This window comes from Geobacillus sp. FSL K6-0789, assembly GCF_038593135.1.
Classification (GTDB): domain Bacteria; phylum Bacillota; class Bacilli; order Bacillales; family Anoxybacillaceae; genus Geobacillus; species Geobacillus stearothermophilus.
Window position 1 is genome coordinate 2,389,138 of record NZ_CP151966.1, and the last position, 15,642, is coordinate 2,404,779.

General features: G+C 56.3%; 13 protein-coding genes. 3 read left to right on the forward strand and 10 right to left on the reverse strand.

The window, feature by feature from the left end; translation table 11 throughout:
• Window positions 1-60 precede the first annotated feature (60 nt).
• The 4 genes from mdh to NSQ51_RS12640 all read right to left on the reverse strand — a co-directional run bounded on the left by mdh (window position 61) and on the right by NSQ51_RS12640 (window position 4,462).
• Window positions 61-999, reverse strand: a complete 939-nt coding sequence (gene mdh / locus NSQ51_RS12625; RefSeq protein WP_121649956.1) for a malate dehydrogenase — start codon at window positions 997-999, stop codon at window positions 61-63.
• A gap of 261 nt (window positions 1,000-1,260) precedes the next feature.
• Window positions 1,261-2,532, reverse strand: coding sequence for an NADP-dependent isocitrate dehydrogenase (gene icd, locus NSQ51_RS12630; protein WP_049624514.1), 1,272 nt, complete (start codon window positions 2,530-2,532; stop codon window positions 1,261-1,263).
• Window positions 2,533-2,605: 73 nt separating this feature from the next.
• The gene (citZ, locus tag NSQ51_RS12635) at window positions 2,606-3,724 is read right to left on the reverse strand and encodes a citrate synthase (RefSeq protein WP_049624513.1); all 1,119 of its coding nucleotides are present in this window, start codon (window positions 3,722-3,724) and stop codon (window positions 2,606-2,608) included.
• Between the two features lie 282 nt (window positions 3,725-4,006).
• Window positions 4,007-4,462 (reverse strand): DUF441 domain-containing protein, encoded by a 456-nt coding sequence (locus NSQ51_RS12640; RefSeq protein ID WP_044743525.1) that lies wholly within the window; start codon window positions 4,460-4,462, stop codon window positions 4,007-4,009.
• A 93-nt stretch (window positions 4,463-4,555) separates the two neighbouring features.
• Between NSQ51_RS12640 and ytvI the strand changes: the two genes are divergently transcribed.
• Window positions 4,556-5,674, forward strand: a complete 1,119-nt coding sequence (gene ytvI, locus NSQ51_RS12645; RefSeq protein ID WP_033014434.1) for a sporulation integral membrane protein YtvI — start codon at window positions 4,556-4,558, stop codon at window positions 5,672-5,674.
• 43 nt (window positions 5,675-5,717) lie between these two features.
• Here ytvI and pyk read toward each other — a convergent pair whose 3' ends face one another.
• The 6 genes from pyk to dnaE all read right to left on the reverse strand — a co-directional run bounded on the left by pyk (window position 5,718) and on the right by dnaE (window position 14,593).
• Window positions 5,718-7,481: a pyruvate kinase gene (gene pyk, locus NSQ51_RS12650; protein ID WP_033014443.1), complete on the reverse strand. Its 1,764-nt coding sequence runs from the start codon at window positions 7,479-7,481 to the stop codon at window positions 5,718-5,720.
• A gap of 26 nt (window positions 7,482-7,507) precedes the next feature.
• Window positions 7,508-8,467, reverse strand: a complete 960-nt coding sequence (pfkA, locus tag NSQ51_RS12655) for a 6-phosphofructokinase (RefSeq protein ID WP_033014452.1) — start codon at window positions 8,465-8,467, stop codon at window positions 7,508-7,510.
• A 186-nt stretch (window positions 8,468-8,653) separates the two neighbouring features.
• Window positions 8,654-9,631 (reverse strand): acetyl-CoA carboxylase carboxyl transferase subunit alpha, encoded by a 978-nt coding sequence (accA, locus tag NSQ51_RS12660; protein ID WP_033014453.1) that lies wholly within the window; start codon window positions 9,629-9,631, stop codon window positions 8,654-8,656.
• The gene (gene accD, locus NSQ51_RS12665) at window positions 9,616-10,488 is read right to left on the reverse strand and encodes an acetyl-CoA carboxylase, carboxyltransferase subunit beta (RefSeq protein WP_033014454.1); all 873 of its coding nucleotides are present in this window, start codon (window positions 10,486-10,488) and stop codon (window positions 9,616-9,618) included. Before accD ends, accA begins: the two co-directional genes overlap by 16 nt.
• 75 nt (window positions 10,489-10,563) lie before the next feature.
• The gene (locus tag NSQ51_RS12670) at window positions 10,564-11,166 is read right to left on the reverse strand and encodes a GntR family transcriptional regulator (RefSeq protein ID WP_049624512.1); all 603 of its coding nucleotides are present in this window, start codon (window positions 11,164-11,166) and stop codon (window positions 10,564-10,566) included.
• A 148-nt stretch (window positions 11,167-11,314) separates the two neighbouring features.
• Complete coding sequence (dnaE, locus tag NSQ51_RS12675) at window positions 11,315-14,593, reverse strand: DNA polymerase III subunit alpha (RefSeq protein WP_033014456.1); 3,279 nt, start codon at window positions 14,591-14,593, stop codon at window positions 11,315-11,317.
• A gap of 112 nt (window positions 14,594-14,705) precedes the next feature.
• Here dnaE and NSQ51_RS12680 point away from each other — a divergent pair, with 112 nt between their 5' ends.
• A complete protein-coding gene (locus tag NSQ51_RS12680) occupies window positions 14,706-15,047 on the forward strand; it encodes a YtrH family sporulation protein (protein WP_033008565.1) in 342 nt (113 codons plus the stop codon).
• Complete coding sequence (gene ytrI, locus NSQ51_RS12685; protein WP_033014457.1) at window positions 15,044-15,547, forward strand: sporulation membrane protein YtrI; 504 nt, start codon at window positions 15,044-15,046, stop codon at window positions 15,545-15,547. The genes NSQ51_RS12680 and ytrI overlap by 4 nt, the downstream gene beginning before the upstream one ends.
• The last annotated feature ends 95 nt before the right edge of the window (window positions 15,548-15,642 follow it).

Here is a 15,642-nt window from a genome sequence, read left to right on the forward strand (position 1 = left end):
AAGCGCTTTCATTAATCACGGGCAAAAATTCGGGACAGCGCCCGAATTTTCGCCTTTTCGTTATTCCAACACGCGCATGACGTTTTTGACCGATTCGACCGATTTGGCCAGCGCCGCTTTTTCATCTTCGGTCAGCTCGAGCTCGATCACTTTCTCGATGCCGTTGCCGCCCAAGATCGTCGGCACTCCCAGGTAAATCCCTTCATAGCCGTACTCGCCCTCAAGGTAGGCGATCGCCGGCAAAATGCGGCGCTGGTCTTTCAAAATCGCTTCGACCATTTCGACGAGCGAGGCGGCCGGCGCGTAGTAGGCGCTGCCGTTGCCGAGCAAGTTGACGATCTCGCCGCCGCCTTTGCGCGTCCGCTCAACGATGGCGTCCAAACGGGCTTTCGGAATGAGCTTCTCGAGCGGAATGCCGCCGGCGTACGAGTAGCGGACGAGCGGCACCATGTCATCGCCATGGCCGCCCAGCACGAAGCCGGTGACATCTTTCACCGAAATGTTCAGCTCTTGGGCGACGAACGTGCGGAAGCGCGCCGTGTCCAACACCCCCGACTGACCGATGACGCGGTTTTTCGGAAAGCCGGACTCTTTGAAGACCGTGTACGTCATCGCATCGACCGGGTTCGTCAGGACGATGATGTAGCAGTTTGGTGAGTATTTGACGACTTCTTTCGTCACTTGTTTCATAATTTTTTGGTTCGTCGTCACCAAGTCGTCGCGGCTCATCCCCGGTTTGCGGGCGATGCCGGCCGTAATGACGACGATGTCGGAATCGGCCGTGTCGGCATAATCCGACGTACCGATAATGTTGGCGTCAAAGCCGAGCACCGGGCTCGACTCGAGCATGTCAAGCGCCTTCCCTTTCGTCGGATTTTCCAACTGCGGAATATCGACCAATACGATGTCGCCAAGCTCTTTTTGCGCCAGCAGGAACGCTGTCGTCGCCCCCGTGAATCCGACGCCGATCACCGAGATCTTCTTCCGTTTCATCGCCATCGTTTTGCCAACCCTTTCAGTGAACTACCCACCACCTACGCTTCGCTTAGAGGTGGGGGCTTCAAGCGACTTGTGTGTGTTCGCTGAACGGTAAGCCACACACAAGAACCCTTTACGCTTCCCTTCGTTCCGAAGGTGTCCGTTCGCCATATTCTATCCTATTCGTTGGCTAACGCCAACCGAAATTCATCTCCCACTTTCACTGGTGCTGGCGCACCTTCACGTTTAGAAGTAGGAGACTTCTTTCGGAGGGAAGTTAAATTAGTCCATATTGCGGATGAGCGCATCGGCAAATTCCGAACATTTCACTTCGGTTGCCCCTTCCATCAGGCGGGCAAAGTCGTACGTGACGATTTTGGCGGCAATCGTTTTTTCCATCGCCTGGATGATGAGCTTCGCCGCTTCGTTCCAGCCGAGATGCTCAAACATCATGACGCCGGACAAAATGACGGACGACGGATTGACTTTGTCAAGACCGGCGTATTTCGGCGCCGTGCCGTGCGTCGCCTCGAAAATGGCGTGGCCGGTTTCATAGTTGATGTTCGCCCCCGGCGCGATGCCGATGCCGCCGACTTGGGCTGCGAGCGCATCGGAAATGTAGTCGCCGTTTAAGTTCATCGTCGCAATGACGTCAAATTCGCGCGGACGCGTCAAAATTTGCTGCAGGAAGATGTCGGCGATAACGTCTTTGACGATGATTTTGCCGGCTGCTTCCGCTTCCGCCATCGCTTTGTTCGCCGCCTCTTTGCCCTCGGCTTCGACGATCCGATCGTATTGCGCCCACGTGAACACTTTATCGCCGAATTCTTGTTCGGCAAGCTCATAGCCCCAGTTTTTAAACGCGCCTTCCGTGAACTTCATAATGTTCCCTTTATGGACGAGCGTCACCGACTTGCGGCCGTGTTCGATCGCATAGTTGATCGCCGCGCGCACAAGCCGTTTCGTCCCTTGTTCGGAAATCGGCTTAATGCCGATGCCGGACGTTTCCGGGAAACGGATTTTGCGCACGCCCATTTCGTTTTGCAAGAAGTCGATCACTTTTTTCACTTCCGGCGTTCCTTTGGCGTATTCAATGCCGGCGTAAATGTCTTCCGTGTTCTCGCGGAAAATGACCATATCGGTGTCTTCCGGACGTTTGACCGGCGACGGAACGCCAGGAAAGTAGCGGACCGGACGCAGGCAGACAAACAGGTCGAGCTCTTGGCGGAGCGCGACGTTGAGCGAACGGATGCCGCCGCCGACCGGCGTCGTCAACGGCCCTTTAATGGCGATTATGTATTCGCGGATCGTCTCAAGCGTTTCATCCGGAAGCCAGCTGCCCGTCAGCTTGTACGCTTTTTCGCCGGCGAGCACTTCCTTCCAAACGATTTTTTTCTCGCCCTTGTACGCTTTTTCCACCGCTGCTTCCAGCACGCGCGAAGCGGCCGCCCAAATGTCCGGGCCGGTTCCGTCCCCTTCAATGAACGGAATGATCGGATTGTTTGGAACATTGAGCACACCATTGGTGACAGTAATTTTTTCCCCTTGCGTCACGAGTAAAACCCCCAATGCCAGTTTTTTATTGAAAAGGCGTGAAGGCTCACCTTCAACGCCTTGTCCACTTATTTCAGCCGCGCTCGTCGATCGGCACGTACGCCCGCTTGCCCGGGCCGGTGTACTCGGCGCGCGGACGGATGAGACGGTTGTTGTCATATTGTTCCAAAATATGGGCCAACCATCCCGATGTCCGGCTCACGGCAAAAATCGGCGTAAACAAATCATGATCGATTCCTAAACAATGGTAAATCGAAGCGGAATAAAAGTCAACGTTCGGCGGCAACGCTTTTTCCGACGTGACAATTTCCTCGATTTTCGCCGACATTTCGTACCAGTGCGGTTCGCCGACGATCTTCGTCAGTTTTTCCGACATTTTCTTCAAGTGCTTGGCGCGCGGGTCGCCTTTCCGATAGACGCGATGGCCGAAGCCCATAATTTTTTCTTTGTTGGCGAGCTTCGTGCGGATGTACGGCTCGACGTTGTCGACCGTGCCGATTTCCGTCAACATTTTCATCACCGCTTCGTTCGCCCCGCCGTGAAGCGGTCCTTTCAACGCGCCGATCGCCGCCGTGATGCCGGAATAAATATCGGACAGCGTGGCTACGCAGACGCGCGCCGTAAACGTCGACGCGTTCAACTCATGGTCGGCGTGCAGCACGAGCGTCTTGTTGAACGCTTCCGTGGCGATGTCGTCTGGTTCTTTGCCGGTCAGCATATACAAGAAATTGGCGGCAAAGCTCAAATCTTTGCGCGGCGCAACTGGTTCCAACCCTTTGCGCACGCGGGCGAAGGCAGTGACAATCGTCGGAATTTTCGCCTGCAGGCGGATCGCTTTCCGGTAGTTCGCTTCTTTCGTCATCACGTCCGCTTCTTCGTCGTACAGGCCAAGAAGCGAGACGGCAGTGCGCAGCGCGGCCATCGGATGCACGTTCTCAATCGGATAGAGCTTGAAGTGTTCGATGATCTCACGCGGGATGTCGGCATTTTCCGCCAATTGCTGTTTCAGCTCCTCGAGCTGTTCTTTCGTGGGCAGCTCGCGGTGCCAAAGCAAATAAATGACTTCTTCAAAGGAAGCGTTTTCAGCCAAATCGTCGATGTCATAGCCGACATACGTCAATGTATCGTCGATGATTGAGCTGATGCTAGAGGTTGTCGCTACAACTCCTTCCAAACCGCGAGTTACCGTCATGCCAATCTCCCCTTTTCTTTATAGTTCCTCGTTCCTGCTTGCCGCTTTACGGCCGGTGAGCGCTTGCTCGAAACAGGCGCAAAAAACAAGCGCACGCTATCGAAAGTGCTTACATCACCGTGCGGATGCCGCCGCGCTGTGGCGAGGGGGGCTCCGTTTGACCCGAAAACTAGCTTACGCCTACTATTATAAATATTATAAACAATTATCAGACTTTTGTGAACGGAAATGTATCGTCCTGGCAAAAGACATTACATAAGAATAACGTTCCCCGTCCCCAGTTCAAAAATATTCTACCATTTTTATGACCATATAGGCAATCCCCGCGCCGATCAACGGGCCGACCGCCACCCCGTGAAACAGCGACACCGCAATGACCGTGCCAAACACAAGCGCCGCGGTGATATGTGGGTCATTCGCCAAAAGCGTCACGCCCCCTTTCGCGATCAACGCAACAAGAATGCCGGATAAAAGCGCCACCCAGGCCGCCAACGATTGCAGCGAGCCGGCAAGCTGCTTAAGGCCGATCTCCCCGGAGGCAATGGGCGCCAGCACGGCGATCGTAATGAGCGTAATGCCCCAGTTGAGGCCTTTGGCATGGATCAACGGGAGCAGCCGCTGATCGAGGCCGGCGAGTTTAATGGCAAGCAGCACGACAATCGCGGCAATAAATGATTTGTTTTTCGCCAATAGGCCGACCAAAAGCAGCCCGAGCAAAAACAAGACGGGTTCGTTCATGATTGTTCACCCTTTCCTCTGAAGCTTGTCTTTTTGCTTCTTCGTAAAGAAACATGTAATATATCAGTATGGAAAACGAGTGGGGGTGAAACATTGTCCCGAATATATGTTGACCGCTTTTTGCGTTTTCTCATCGTCATCGCGATCGTTGCGTTCGGCGCTGCCGCCGCCTACTATGCCGCAACATTGACGTACCCGTTTATCATTGCCTTTTTCATCGCCTTTCTCATCAACCCGGTCGTCGACTTGTTGGAACGAAAGGTGAAAATGCCGCGCTGGCTCGCGGTCAGCGCCACGCTCATCGTCTTGTTCGCCGCTGTCGCCGGGCTGGTGACGCTGTTGATCGCTGAGATCGTTTCGGGAACGCAATATTTGGCCAATGTGGTGCCGGAAAAATTCCAGGCGCTCGTCGCGTACATCGAATCGTTTGCCGCCAATCAGCTTATCCCGCTTTACCAAGACTTGGCCGTCTTGTTTAAAAGCTTGAACGCCGATCAACAAGATACGATCATGCAAAACATTCAGGCGGTCGGAACGCAAATCGCGACGACGGTCGGCGAATTCATTCAGCGCGTGCTGCAAAACATTCCCCAGCTCATCGCCTGGCTGCCAAACGCGGCGACCGTATTTATTTTTTCACTGTTGGCGACCTTTTTCATCAGCAAAGACTGGCACCGCTTAATGCGGATGGCGCAGCGTTGGCTGCCGGCGAAAGCCCGCACGAGCGGGAAAACGGTGTTTTTGGATTTGAAGCGGGCGTTGTTTGGCTTTATTAAAGCGCAAGCGACGCTCATTTCGATTACGACGGTCATCGTGTTGATCGGCTTGCTCATTTTGCGCGTCGATTACGCGATTACGATCGCGTTGATCATCGGCTTTGTCGATATTTTGCCCTACCTCGGGACCGGCATCGTCTTCGTGCCTTGGATCATTTACGCCGCCATCAGCGGCGACATCCCGTTTGCGATCGGGCTCGGCGTTTTGTATATCGTCGTTCTCGTCCAACGGCAAATTATGGAGCCGAAAGTGCTCTCCTCCTCGATCGGGCTCGACCCGCTCGCGACGCTCATCGCCTTGTTTGTCGGCTTCAAGCTGCTCGGCTTCCTCGGCCTCATCGCCGGTCCGGTCGCGCTCGTCATCATCCGCGCGCTCCACAGCGCCAACGTCTTCCGCGACATTTGGCGCTTTATCGTCGGCAGGCCGACTTTGTAAAAAACAGCCTTGGCTCCACTGGCCAAGGCTGTTTCAGTCCGCGTTACAACACGCTGGCATGGCCGCGATAGACGGCACCGAACCCGCCGTCCACCGTAATCTCCTGCCCATCTTTAAACAAGGTTGTTGCGTTTTCCACTCCGACAATCACTGGAATCCCAAGGCTCAAACCGACGACCGCCGCATGGCTGGTCAACCCGCCCTCTTCAGTAATGATGGCTGCCGCTTTTTCGATCGCCGGCATCATGTCGGCATCGGTGCTGACAGTGACTAAAATGCCGCCGTCGACCATTTTTTGCCGCGCTTCTTCCGCTGTTTTCGCTACAACGGCCTTGCCGAACGCCGACTTGCGGCCGATGCCTTGCCCTTTGGCGAGAAGATCGCTGATAACGTGCACCTTCATTAAGTTCGTCGAACCCGTTTCGCCGACCGGCACGCCAGCCGTGATGACGACCAAGTCACCGTGCTTCACCAACCCGGAGCGCACCGCCGCATCGACGGCGACATCGAGCATTTCGTCCGTCGTGTTCACATGCGGCGCTTCTTTCGTATACACGCCCCACACAAGCGCCAGCCGGCGCGATACCGCTTCATTTGACGTCACGGCAATAATCGGCGCTTTCGGGCGATACTTCGCCACCATTTGCGGCGTTTTTCCGCTCACGGTCGGCGTCACGATCGCCGCCACATCCAAGTTGAGCGCGGTGTGGGCGACCGACTGCCCGATGGCGTCGGTGATCGTCGTTTGGCTTTCTTTTGTGCGTTGGGACAAAATGTCGCGGTGCTCAAGCGCCTGTTCGGTGCGGAGCGCGATTTGGTGCATCGTTTTCACCGCTTCGACCGGATACTGGCCGGCCGCCGTTTCCCCGGAAAGCATGACGGCGTCGGTGCCGTCAAAAATGGCGTTGGCGACGTCGCTCGCCTCCGCCCGCGTCGGACGCGGATTGCGCTGCATCGAATCGAGCATTTGCGTCGCCGTAATGACCGGCTTGCCGAGCATGTTGCACTTTTTAATGAGCAGTTTTTGAATGAGCGGCACTTCCTCAGCCGGAATTTCCACGCCCAAATCGCCGCGCGCCACCATCAGGCCGTCGGCGGCTTCTAAAATTTCGTCAATGTTGGCGACGCCTTCTTCATTTTCAATTTTGGCGATAATTTGGATATGGAGGGCGTCATGCGCCTCAAGCAGCTCGCGGATCTCCAGCACATCGGACGCCCGGCGCACAAACGAGGCGGCGATGAAATCGATCCCTTGGCGAATGCCAAACAAAATGTCAGCCCGATCTTTCTCGGTGATGCCTGGCAAGTTGACTTTGACACCCGGCACATTGACTCCTTTTTTGTTTTTCAGCACGCCGCCGTTTAACACGGTCGTGACGATTTCTCCCGCTTGCTTGTCGACCGCGTTGACTTCCAGGCTGATGAGCCCGTCATCAAGCAAAATTTTCGCGCCGACGGACACATCATCGATTAAGCTGGGATAGGTGACCGAAATTTTTTCCGGCGTGCCGAGCACTTCGCTCATCGAAATGACGAGCTTTGACCCTTCCTTCAGCTCAATGGCGCCGTTTTCCATATTGTGCGTCCGGATTTCCGGCCCTTTCGTGTCAAGCAAAATGGCGACCGTTCGGCCCGTTCGCTTCGCCGCTTCGCGAATATTGGCGATGCGCCGCCCGTGCTCTTCATGATCGCCGTGTGAAAAGTTTAGGCGCGCCACGTTCATTCCCGCTTCCATCAGTTGCACGAGCTTGTCTACGCTCTCGCTTGCCGGCCCGATCGTGCAGACGATTTTCGTTTTCCGCTTCATCTTGTCTTCTCCTTTCCCCTCGGGACTTAAATGGACAATTCTTTCGACAATGCGTACATCCGCTGATCAATCGTATGTTTGTTGGCTAGCGCCTCCGCGATGTCATGGTCGACGAGCTGGTTGTTTTGGATGCCGACGCAGCGCCCGCCTTTTCCTTCGAGCAACAGCTCGACCGCCCGGGCGCCGAGGCGGCTCGCGAGCACGCGGTCAAACGCCGTGGGCGACCCGCCGCGCTGCACGTGGCCAAGCACCGTCACACGCGTCTCAAAGCCGGTCGCTTCCTGGATTTGCCGGCCGAAGTCGACGCCGCTTCCAACTCCTTCCGCCACGATGATGATGCTATGTTTTTTGCCGCGCTCATGGCCGCGCTTTAAGCGGGCGATGACGTCGTTCATATCATAATCGGCTTCCGGAATTAAAATCGTTTCCGCCCCGCCGGCCAGCCCCGACCATAAGGCGATGTCGCCGGCATGGCGGCCCATCACTTCGATGACGTACGTCCGCTCGTGCGACGTCGCCGTGTCGCGGATTTTGTCGATGGCATCAATGACCGTATTGAGCGCCGTGTCAAACCCGATCGTAAAATCAGTGCCCGGAATGTCGTTGTCAATCGTCCCCGGCACGCCGACGCACGGAAAGCCGTGCTCGGTCAGTTTTTTCGCCCCTTGGTACGAACCGTCGCCGCCGATGACGACCAGCCCTTCAATGCCGTGCTTTTTCAGCTGCTCGATCCCTTTTTTCTGACCTTCTTCCGTCTTAAATTCCGGACAGCGGGCCGTATAGAGTATCGTGCCGCCACGGTGGATAATATCCCCGACATCGCCGACTTCCAGCTTTTTAATGTTGCCGGCGATCAGTCCGGCATACCCGTGATAAACGCCGTACACTTCCACACCGTGGTAAATCGCTTTGCGGACAACCGAGCGAATGGCCGCATTCATTCCCGGCGAGTCGCCGCCGCTTGTCAACACACCAATGCGTTTCACTCATTTCACCTCATTTGTATCAAATTCAACACGTCCGACCTCATACATCTGTCGCTCTTGAACAACTTTAATGTACCATGAACATGAGCGGAACACAACAGCGACGCCTTGTTGAAACGGTTTACATGAACAAAATTTTTTCATGGACAGAACAAAGCTGCCCCGAAAGTCGAGACAGCTTTTTCCTTATCTTGCCCGAATCGTTTCCTGCAAAAACGACACTTGGCCGATTTGTTTAAATTTTTCATAGCGCTGCCGGACGAGCGCCTCGCCGTCAAGCGCCAACAACTCTTTCAACGACCGGCGCAGCACGCGGTCCATTTCCTTTGCCTGCTCGTCAGCGTTGCGGTGGGCGCCGCCTTTCACTTCCGGAATGATTTCGTCAATGACGCCGAGCGCTTTTAAGTCGTGAGCGGTAATTTTCATCGTTTCCGCCGCCCGTTGCGCCAATGATGCATCATTCCATAAAATGGCAGCCGCCCCTTCCGGCGAAATGACCGAGTACGTGGAATTTTCAAGCATATGAATATGATTGCCGACGCCAAGGGCGAGCGCCCCGCCGCTTCCGCCTTCGCCGATGACGATGCAGACGACCGGCACGGTGAGTCCTGCCATTTCAAACAAGTTGCGGGCGATCGCTTCGCTTTGCCCACGCTCTTCGGCCGATTTGCCCGGATAGGCGCCTTTCGTGTCGATAAAGCAGATGATCGGCCGCGAAAACTTTTCTGCCTGCTTCATGAGCCGCAGCGCCTTCCGGTAGCCTTCCGGGTGTGGCATGCCGAAGTTGCGGCGCAAATTTTCTTTCGTATCTTTGCCACGCTGGTGGCCAATGACTGTCACCGGCAGCCCGTCGTATTCGGCAATGCCCCCAACGATCGCTTCGTCGTCGCCAAAACAACGGTCTCCATGGCATTCGAGAAAGTTCGTAAACAGCCGCTCAATATAATCAAGCGTCGTCGGCCGCTGCGGATGGCGGGCGATTTGCACGCGATCCCACGGCGTCAAATTGGCATACACGTCGTTTTCCATCTTGGCGAGCCGCGCCTCCAGTTTCTCGATTTCCGCCGACAAATCGACATCGGCCGTTTTCATAAACTCTCTCAGCTCTTGAATTTTGCGGCGCAGCTCAACAAGCGGCTTTTCGAATTCTAGTTCCGCCACCATCCTGATTCCCCTCCTCCCGTGTGAATGCGAAGCACAGTCGCCAGCGTCTCTTTCAGCTCATGGCGGTGAATGACGGCATCCAACTGACCGTGCTTTAATAAAAACTCCGCCGTCTGGAAGTCTTCCGGCAGCTCTTCGCGCACCGTCTGTTCGATGACGCGGCGGCCGGCAAAGCCGATGAGCGCACCTGGTTCGGCGAAGTTGTAATCGCCAAGCGAGGCGAAACTCGCTGACACGCCGCCTGTTGTCGGGTGGGTCATGACGGAGATGAACAAGCCGCCGTCGTTGCTGAATCGTTTGAGCGCGGCGCTCGTTTTCGCCATTTGCATTAGGCTTAGCACTCCTTCTTGCATGCGGGCGCCGCCGGAAGCGGTAAAAATGAGAAACGGCACACCTTTATCGTGCGCTTGTTCGACTGCACGGGTGATTTTTTCGCCGACAACAGACCCCATGCTGCCCATGCGAAACGAGGAATCCATGACCGCGATGACGAGCGGATGGCCGTCAAGCGTCCCTTCGCCGGTCACGACCGCCTCGTTCAATCCCGACTTGCGCCGGTCTTCCTCGAGTTTTTCTATGTAGCCCGGAAACCCGATCGGGTTGACAGAAATCATATCGGCATCATATTCGCGAAAGCTGCCGTCATCCAGCACGCTCTCGATCCGTTCGCGCGCCGGCATCGGATGATGGTAGCCGCAGCTTAGGCAAACGCGCAAATTTTTCACCAACTCTTTTGTATACATAATTTTTTTGCATTGCGGGCATTTCGTCATCACGCCTTCCGGCACCTCATGCCTCACTTGCTCGGAAGAAAGCGACGCATACTTCTTCTTTTTGGCAAATAAATCTTTCCACACGAGGGAGCTCCTCCTTTGCGTTTTCGCCTCTCTACTACTTTATCGAAAATGCAAGCGGTTGTTTGTCAAACGGTGTCAGTTCTGTTTCGACAACGGCGAAGGCCGGTGCCTCTCCCAGACAGCAGCGGCTTCAGCCGGATCGCGTTTTTTCAATGCTGCTAACAGCTGGTCATAAAACGAGTCGGCAAGCGGCCGGTCGGGCGCACAGGCGGAGGCAAACCCAGACAGCGCCCGCCAAATGCGGATGAGCAAGTAGTTGTCAGCCGCCTCAGCAACCGCCTGAAAAAACGGCGTGAAATCAGTCGGTTTTTGGCGAACGGTTTTTTCCAGCCTCTCCAGCGCATCTTCACTGCAGCGGAGGCAAGCGAGCTCGAGCAGCAGCCGTTCGATCAGCCATTTCGTTTCCGCCAAATCCGCTTTCGCCCGTTCATTTTCAAGCAAAAACATCGCCAGCAACTCAATCAGCTGATGTCCGCCGACCTCGCACAAGTAGGTCCCTTCGCCGCGCCGCGTCTCAATCAGGCCGAGAAACTCAAGCGCCCGCAGCGCCTCGCGCACCGACGAGCGGCCGACGCTGAGCCGCTCGGCCAGCTCGCGTTCTGACGGCAGCTTGTCGCCCGGGACAAGGCCATCCTCGACAACGAGACGATGGATATGCTTCAACGTCTCGGCGTACACTTTTTCATCGTTGAACGGAGACCCCTCCTTTTCGATTCATGCCATACTCCATGCGTGGGCGGCATGCCGTTCAACCGCAGCCAGATGCACTGGTCTGACCACCTAATGGTTATACGATATAATAAAATAGCGAAATAGTAAAGGGGAGTTATTTCACAGCAATGCGCCCGAAGCCGAATAAGGCGAGCAGCCCATCGACAAGCGGCGCTGTGAGCGCGACGGCGTACTGCTCCGGAAGACGGAGAAGCGTCCGCTTCGCTTCGTCATACAAATAGACCGGCGTAGCGCCGCGCTGCTGCTCAAGCAGCTGTTTCAGCTTGGACAATTTGGCCTCATCGGCCCGGCTCGCGTTAATGTATAGCGCCGACACGGGCAGGAGGCCGGCGCGGCGGATGATGAGCTGTCGCCTGCCTGCGCGCCGGTCGACCGTTCCAAAAAGCAACACAAAGTTTCCTTCCGCCAGCTCATCGGAGGCGCGGGCATAAATGGACGGAAAGGCGACCGCCTCCACTTCCCCGCTTTCATCGCTAATTGTCACAAACGCCATTTCCTCCCCCCGTTTCGTTCTCGTTTTCCGCTGTTTGGCCACATAGCCGCCGACCACGGCCGCCGAACCGTGCATTTCGGCAATCGGCACCGCCCGGGCCGCTTGAAACAGCGGGCGGCAGACCGCGGCCGGATGCGGGGTGACGGCAAACCCGAGCAACTCTTTTTCCTGTTTCCGCCGCTCATCCGGCGGCAGCGGGGGGGCATCCATGTATTTCGGCTTCAGCGACAATCCGCCTGTGTTCAAGTACGGCCCGACCAATTGCACGTGTTCGACCGCCACGTCAATGCTCGCTAAAAGCGAAGCCCGCTCCCCGTCCATTTCATCAAACGCGCCGGCCAAAACGAGCGCCTCAAGCGCCGGGCGCGGCAATCCTTTCGGCAACAGGCGGATGGCGAAATCGAAAAAATCGGCAAACGGTCCGCGCTCCCGACGCTCTTCGATGATGAGCCTCGCCGCTGTGCCGACATGTTTCACCGCCGCCAGCCCGGTGCGGATCGCCTTGCCTTCGATCGCAAACCGATAGCCGCTCCGGTTGACGGATGGCGGCAGCAGCGGAATCCCTTTTTGCGCTGCTTCGCTAGCGTAAAGAGCCGTTTTTTCCCGGTCGCCGGAAGCGCCCGAGAGCATGGCCACGTAAAAACAAAGCGGATAGTGAGCTTTAATGTAGGCCATCGCATACGACAACAGCGCATAGCTGACCGCGTGGCTCCGGTTGAAGCCGTAATCGGCGAAGCGGACGATATGCCGGTACAATTCCTCGGCAACTTCCTTTGGATAGCCGTTCGCCGTGCAGCCGGCGACAAACGCCTCCCGCTGTTCAGCGAGACGCGCCTTCTCTTTTTTCGCCACCGCCCGCCGGAGCACGTCCGCTTGTCCGAGCGAAAACCCAGCCATGCGGGCGGCGATTTGCATAATTTGCTCTTGGTAGATCAGCACTCCGTAAGTCGGCGCCAAAATCGGCTCAAGGTCAGGATGGATATACGAAATCGCCTCGTCTCCGCGCTTGCGCCGGATATAAGCAGGAATCATGTCCATCGGCCCCGGCCGGTACAAGGCGTTGACAGCGACCAAGTCTTCCAGCTCCGACGGCCGCAATTCCGCAAGCAAACGCTTCATTCCGCTTGATTCAAGCTGAAAAATGCCGTTTGTCTCTCCGGCGCTCAGGAGCGCATACGTTTTTTCGTCGTCAAGCGGAACACGACGCACATCAAACGGCTTTCCTGTCTGCCGTTCGATGAGACGCACCATTTGCCCGAGCAGCGTCAACGTGCGCAAGCCGAGAAAATCCATTTTGAGAAGGCCGAGCGCCTCGAGCGACCCCATGGCGTATTGCGTGAGCGGCCATTCGCCATGGCTTGGCTGCAACGGGACTTGGCGCACAAGCGGCTCAGGGCTGATGATGACGCCAGCCGCGTGAATCGATGTATGGCGCGGCAGCCCTTCGAGCGTTTGTGCGATATCCAGCCACTGCTTGCCGTCCGGCACCGTTTCGGCGGCGCGGCGGAACGCGGTCGACTCGCTGCGCCATTGGCGGATCGTCACCCCTTGTTTATCCGGCAAAAGCGACACAACCCGCTCCGCCTCGCGCCCGGGAATGCCGAGCGCTTTCGCCGTCTCGCGCAGCGCCGACTTGGCGCCGAACGTCCCAAACGTAATGATTTGCGCGACGCGGTCGCGCCCGTATTTGTCCGCCGCATAGCGAATCATTTCTTCGCGCCGGTCATCGGGAAAATCAAGATCAATATCCGGCACCGACACCCGCTCCGGATTCAAAAACCGCTCAAACAACAGCCCATATTGGATCGGATCGACATCGGTAATAGCCAAAGCATAGGCGACGAGCGAGCCGGCCGCCGAACCGCGGCCCGGTCCGATGAGAATGCCACGTTGGCGGGCGTAGGCAATCACATCGGCGACAATCAAAAAATAATCGCTAAAGCGCATTGCCTGAATGACATCAAGCTCATGCCGCAGACGCTTCCAGTAACGCTCATCGGCGTCCGGCACACGGCGGGCGAGCCCTTGTTCGCACAGACGGCGTAAATACCCGTCCGCCGTCTCGCCGTCAGGCACCGGAAATTTCGGCAGCCGCCAGCCGCCAAACGGAATGTGCAGTTCGCACCGATCAGCGATCGCCGCGCTGTTCTCAAGCGCTTCTGGCAAGTCAGCAAACCGACGCGCCATCTCATCCGGCGCCGCCAAATAACGGCCGCCATCCTCTTGGACGTCAGCAAATGGCACGCCGAGCCTGATCGCCTGCAGGCAGCGCCACGCTGCGGCGTCGCCGCGCTCAACATAACGGACGTCATTCGTCGCCACGACCGGAACCCCGGCTTCTTCCGCCAACTGCCGCAACGCTCCTTCGTACGGTGCGCGCGTCCGCTCGCCGCGCTGGACAGCCACATACAAACAGCCAGGAAACAGCTGTTGATAGCGGGCGAGCACCGCTTTCGCCTGCTGCCATTCCCCGGCGGCCAGCAGCGACTCGACCCGCCCTTCAGCCCCCGGGGTGATGGCGACAATTCCACCGCTCAACCGGCGGAGGGCGTCTTCATCGATCTGCTTTTCTTCTCCCATTTGGATCATCGTGCTGATTTCGATTACATGGTGGTACCCTTCCTCATTGGCGGCCAACAGCACGAGCGGATAGGCGCCGTCCCCGCTGAGAGCAATATCGGCCGTCACGCCGATGATCGGACGGATGCCATGGCGCTTGCACTCCTTGTAAAAGGGCAGAGCGCCATACAGCACGTTGCGGTCGGTCAACGCCAAGGCGGGGCAGCCGAGCTGTTTCGCCTTGGCCGCCAGCGCTTCCACGGTGGCCGTGCTTTGAAACAAACTATAGCCGCTTGACACATGCAAGTGCACAAACGTCATAGACAGCCCTCCCTTATTCATCCATCTGCGGACGAAAACTTTTCCATTGGCTGCATGCTCCGTCCCATTCGTTGATATACATAGTAAAAGAGAAAGAAAGGGCGGGGAAACGATGGACGAAAAAGCAGCGTTTTTGCCGGCGTTGATCCAAAGCTATTTTATCGCGGTCGGCGTGTTGCTTGGCGGCGCCATCATCGGCGCTCTCGGCGCATTTTTGAGCGGCGGCCAGCCGCTGACGGCCATGTACCGGTTTGCCGGCGACTTGCGCATTTGGGCGGTCGTCGCCGCCATCGGCGGAACGTTTGATACGTTTTACGTCGTCGAGCGAGGGCTGTTTCTCGGGGAAACAAAAGACATTGTGCGGCAGTTTTTGCTCATTTTGTCCGCCATGGGCGGCGCGCAAACAGGAGTGGCGATCATTACGTGGCTGACACAGGAGCACATTTCGCCATGAGAATTCCTCCGTATTACCAATATCCGTCATGGCAGCGTTTTTTCGCCGGCGTAGCGATTGGGGCGCTCATCAGCTGGTTTGTCTTTTTGTACATTTTCGGCGTCCTGCAGGAAAAGCAGGTGCGGCACGTCAATGAGCTGAACGAGCAGATCGCCGACTTGCAAAATGAAATTCGCATTTGGCAAGAAGACTATATCCATTACAACAAAGAAATGAAAAAAAAGCTGACCGTGCAGGACGTGTCCGTCCATCTTGTCAACGCCAAGCAATACAAGCTTGATTCGTACACAGCGTTCCGCATCGAAGACAGTGTGAAAGAAGATTTGTCCCATTTAATCACCAAAGATATTGAAACGGTGTACAACAGCCGCGAGCTGATCAAGCGGGCAATTGAAAACAAAACGTATACGATCCACGAAAAAGCGTACCGGCTGGAAATTCATACGCTCACCATTTTCACCTTTTTGGCTGTGGAAGTGAAATTGAAGCCGCTCCCTTAACACGCCATGCAGCCGACAAACGAGAAAAGCCAAAACAAACCGACACCCCGACGCCGACAAGAGCGCCGGACACTGCATCAGGCGGCAAAAGAGGG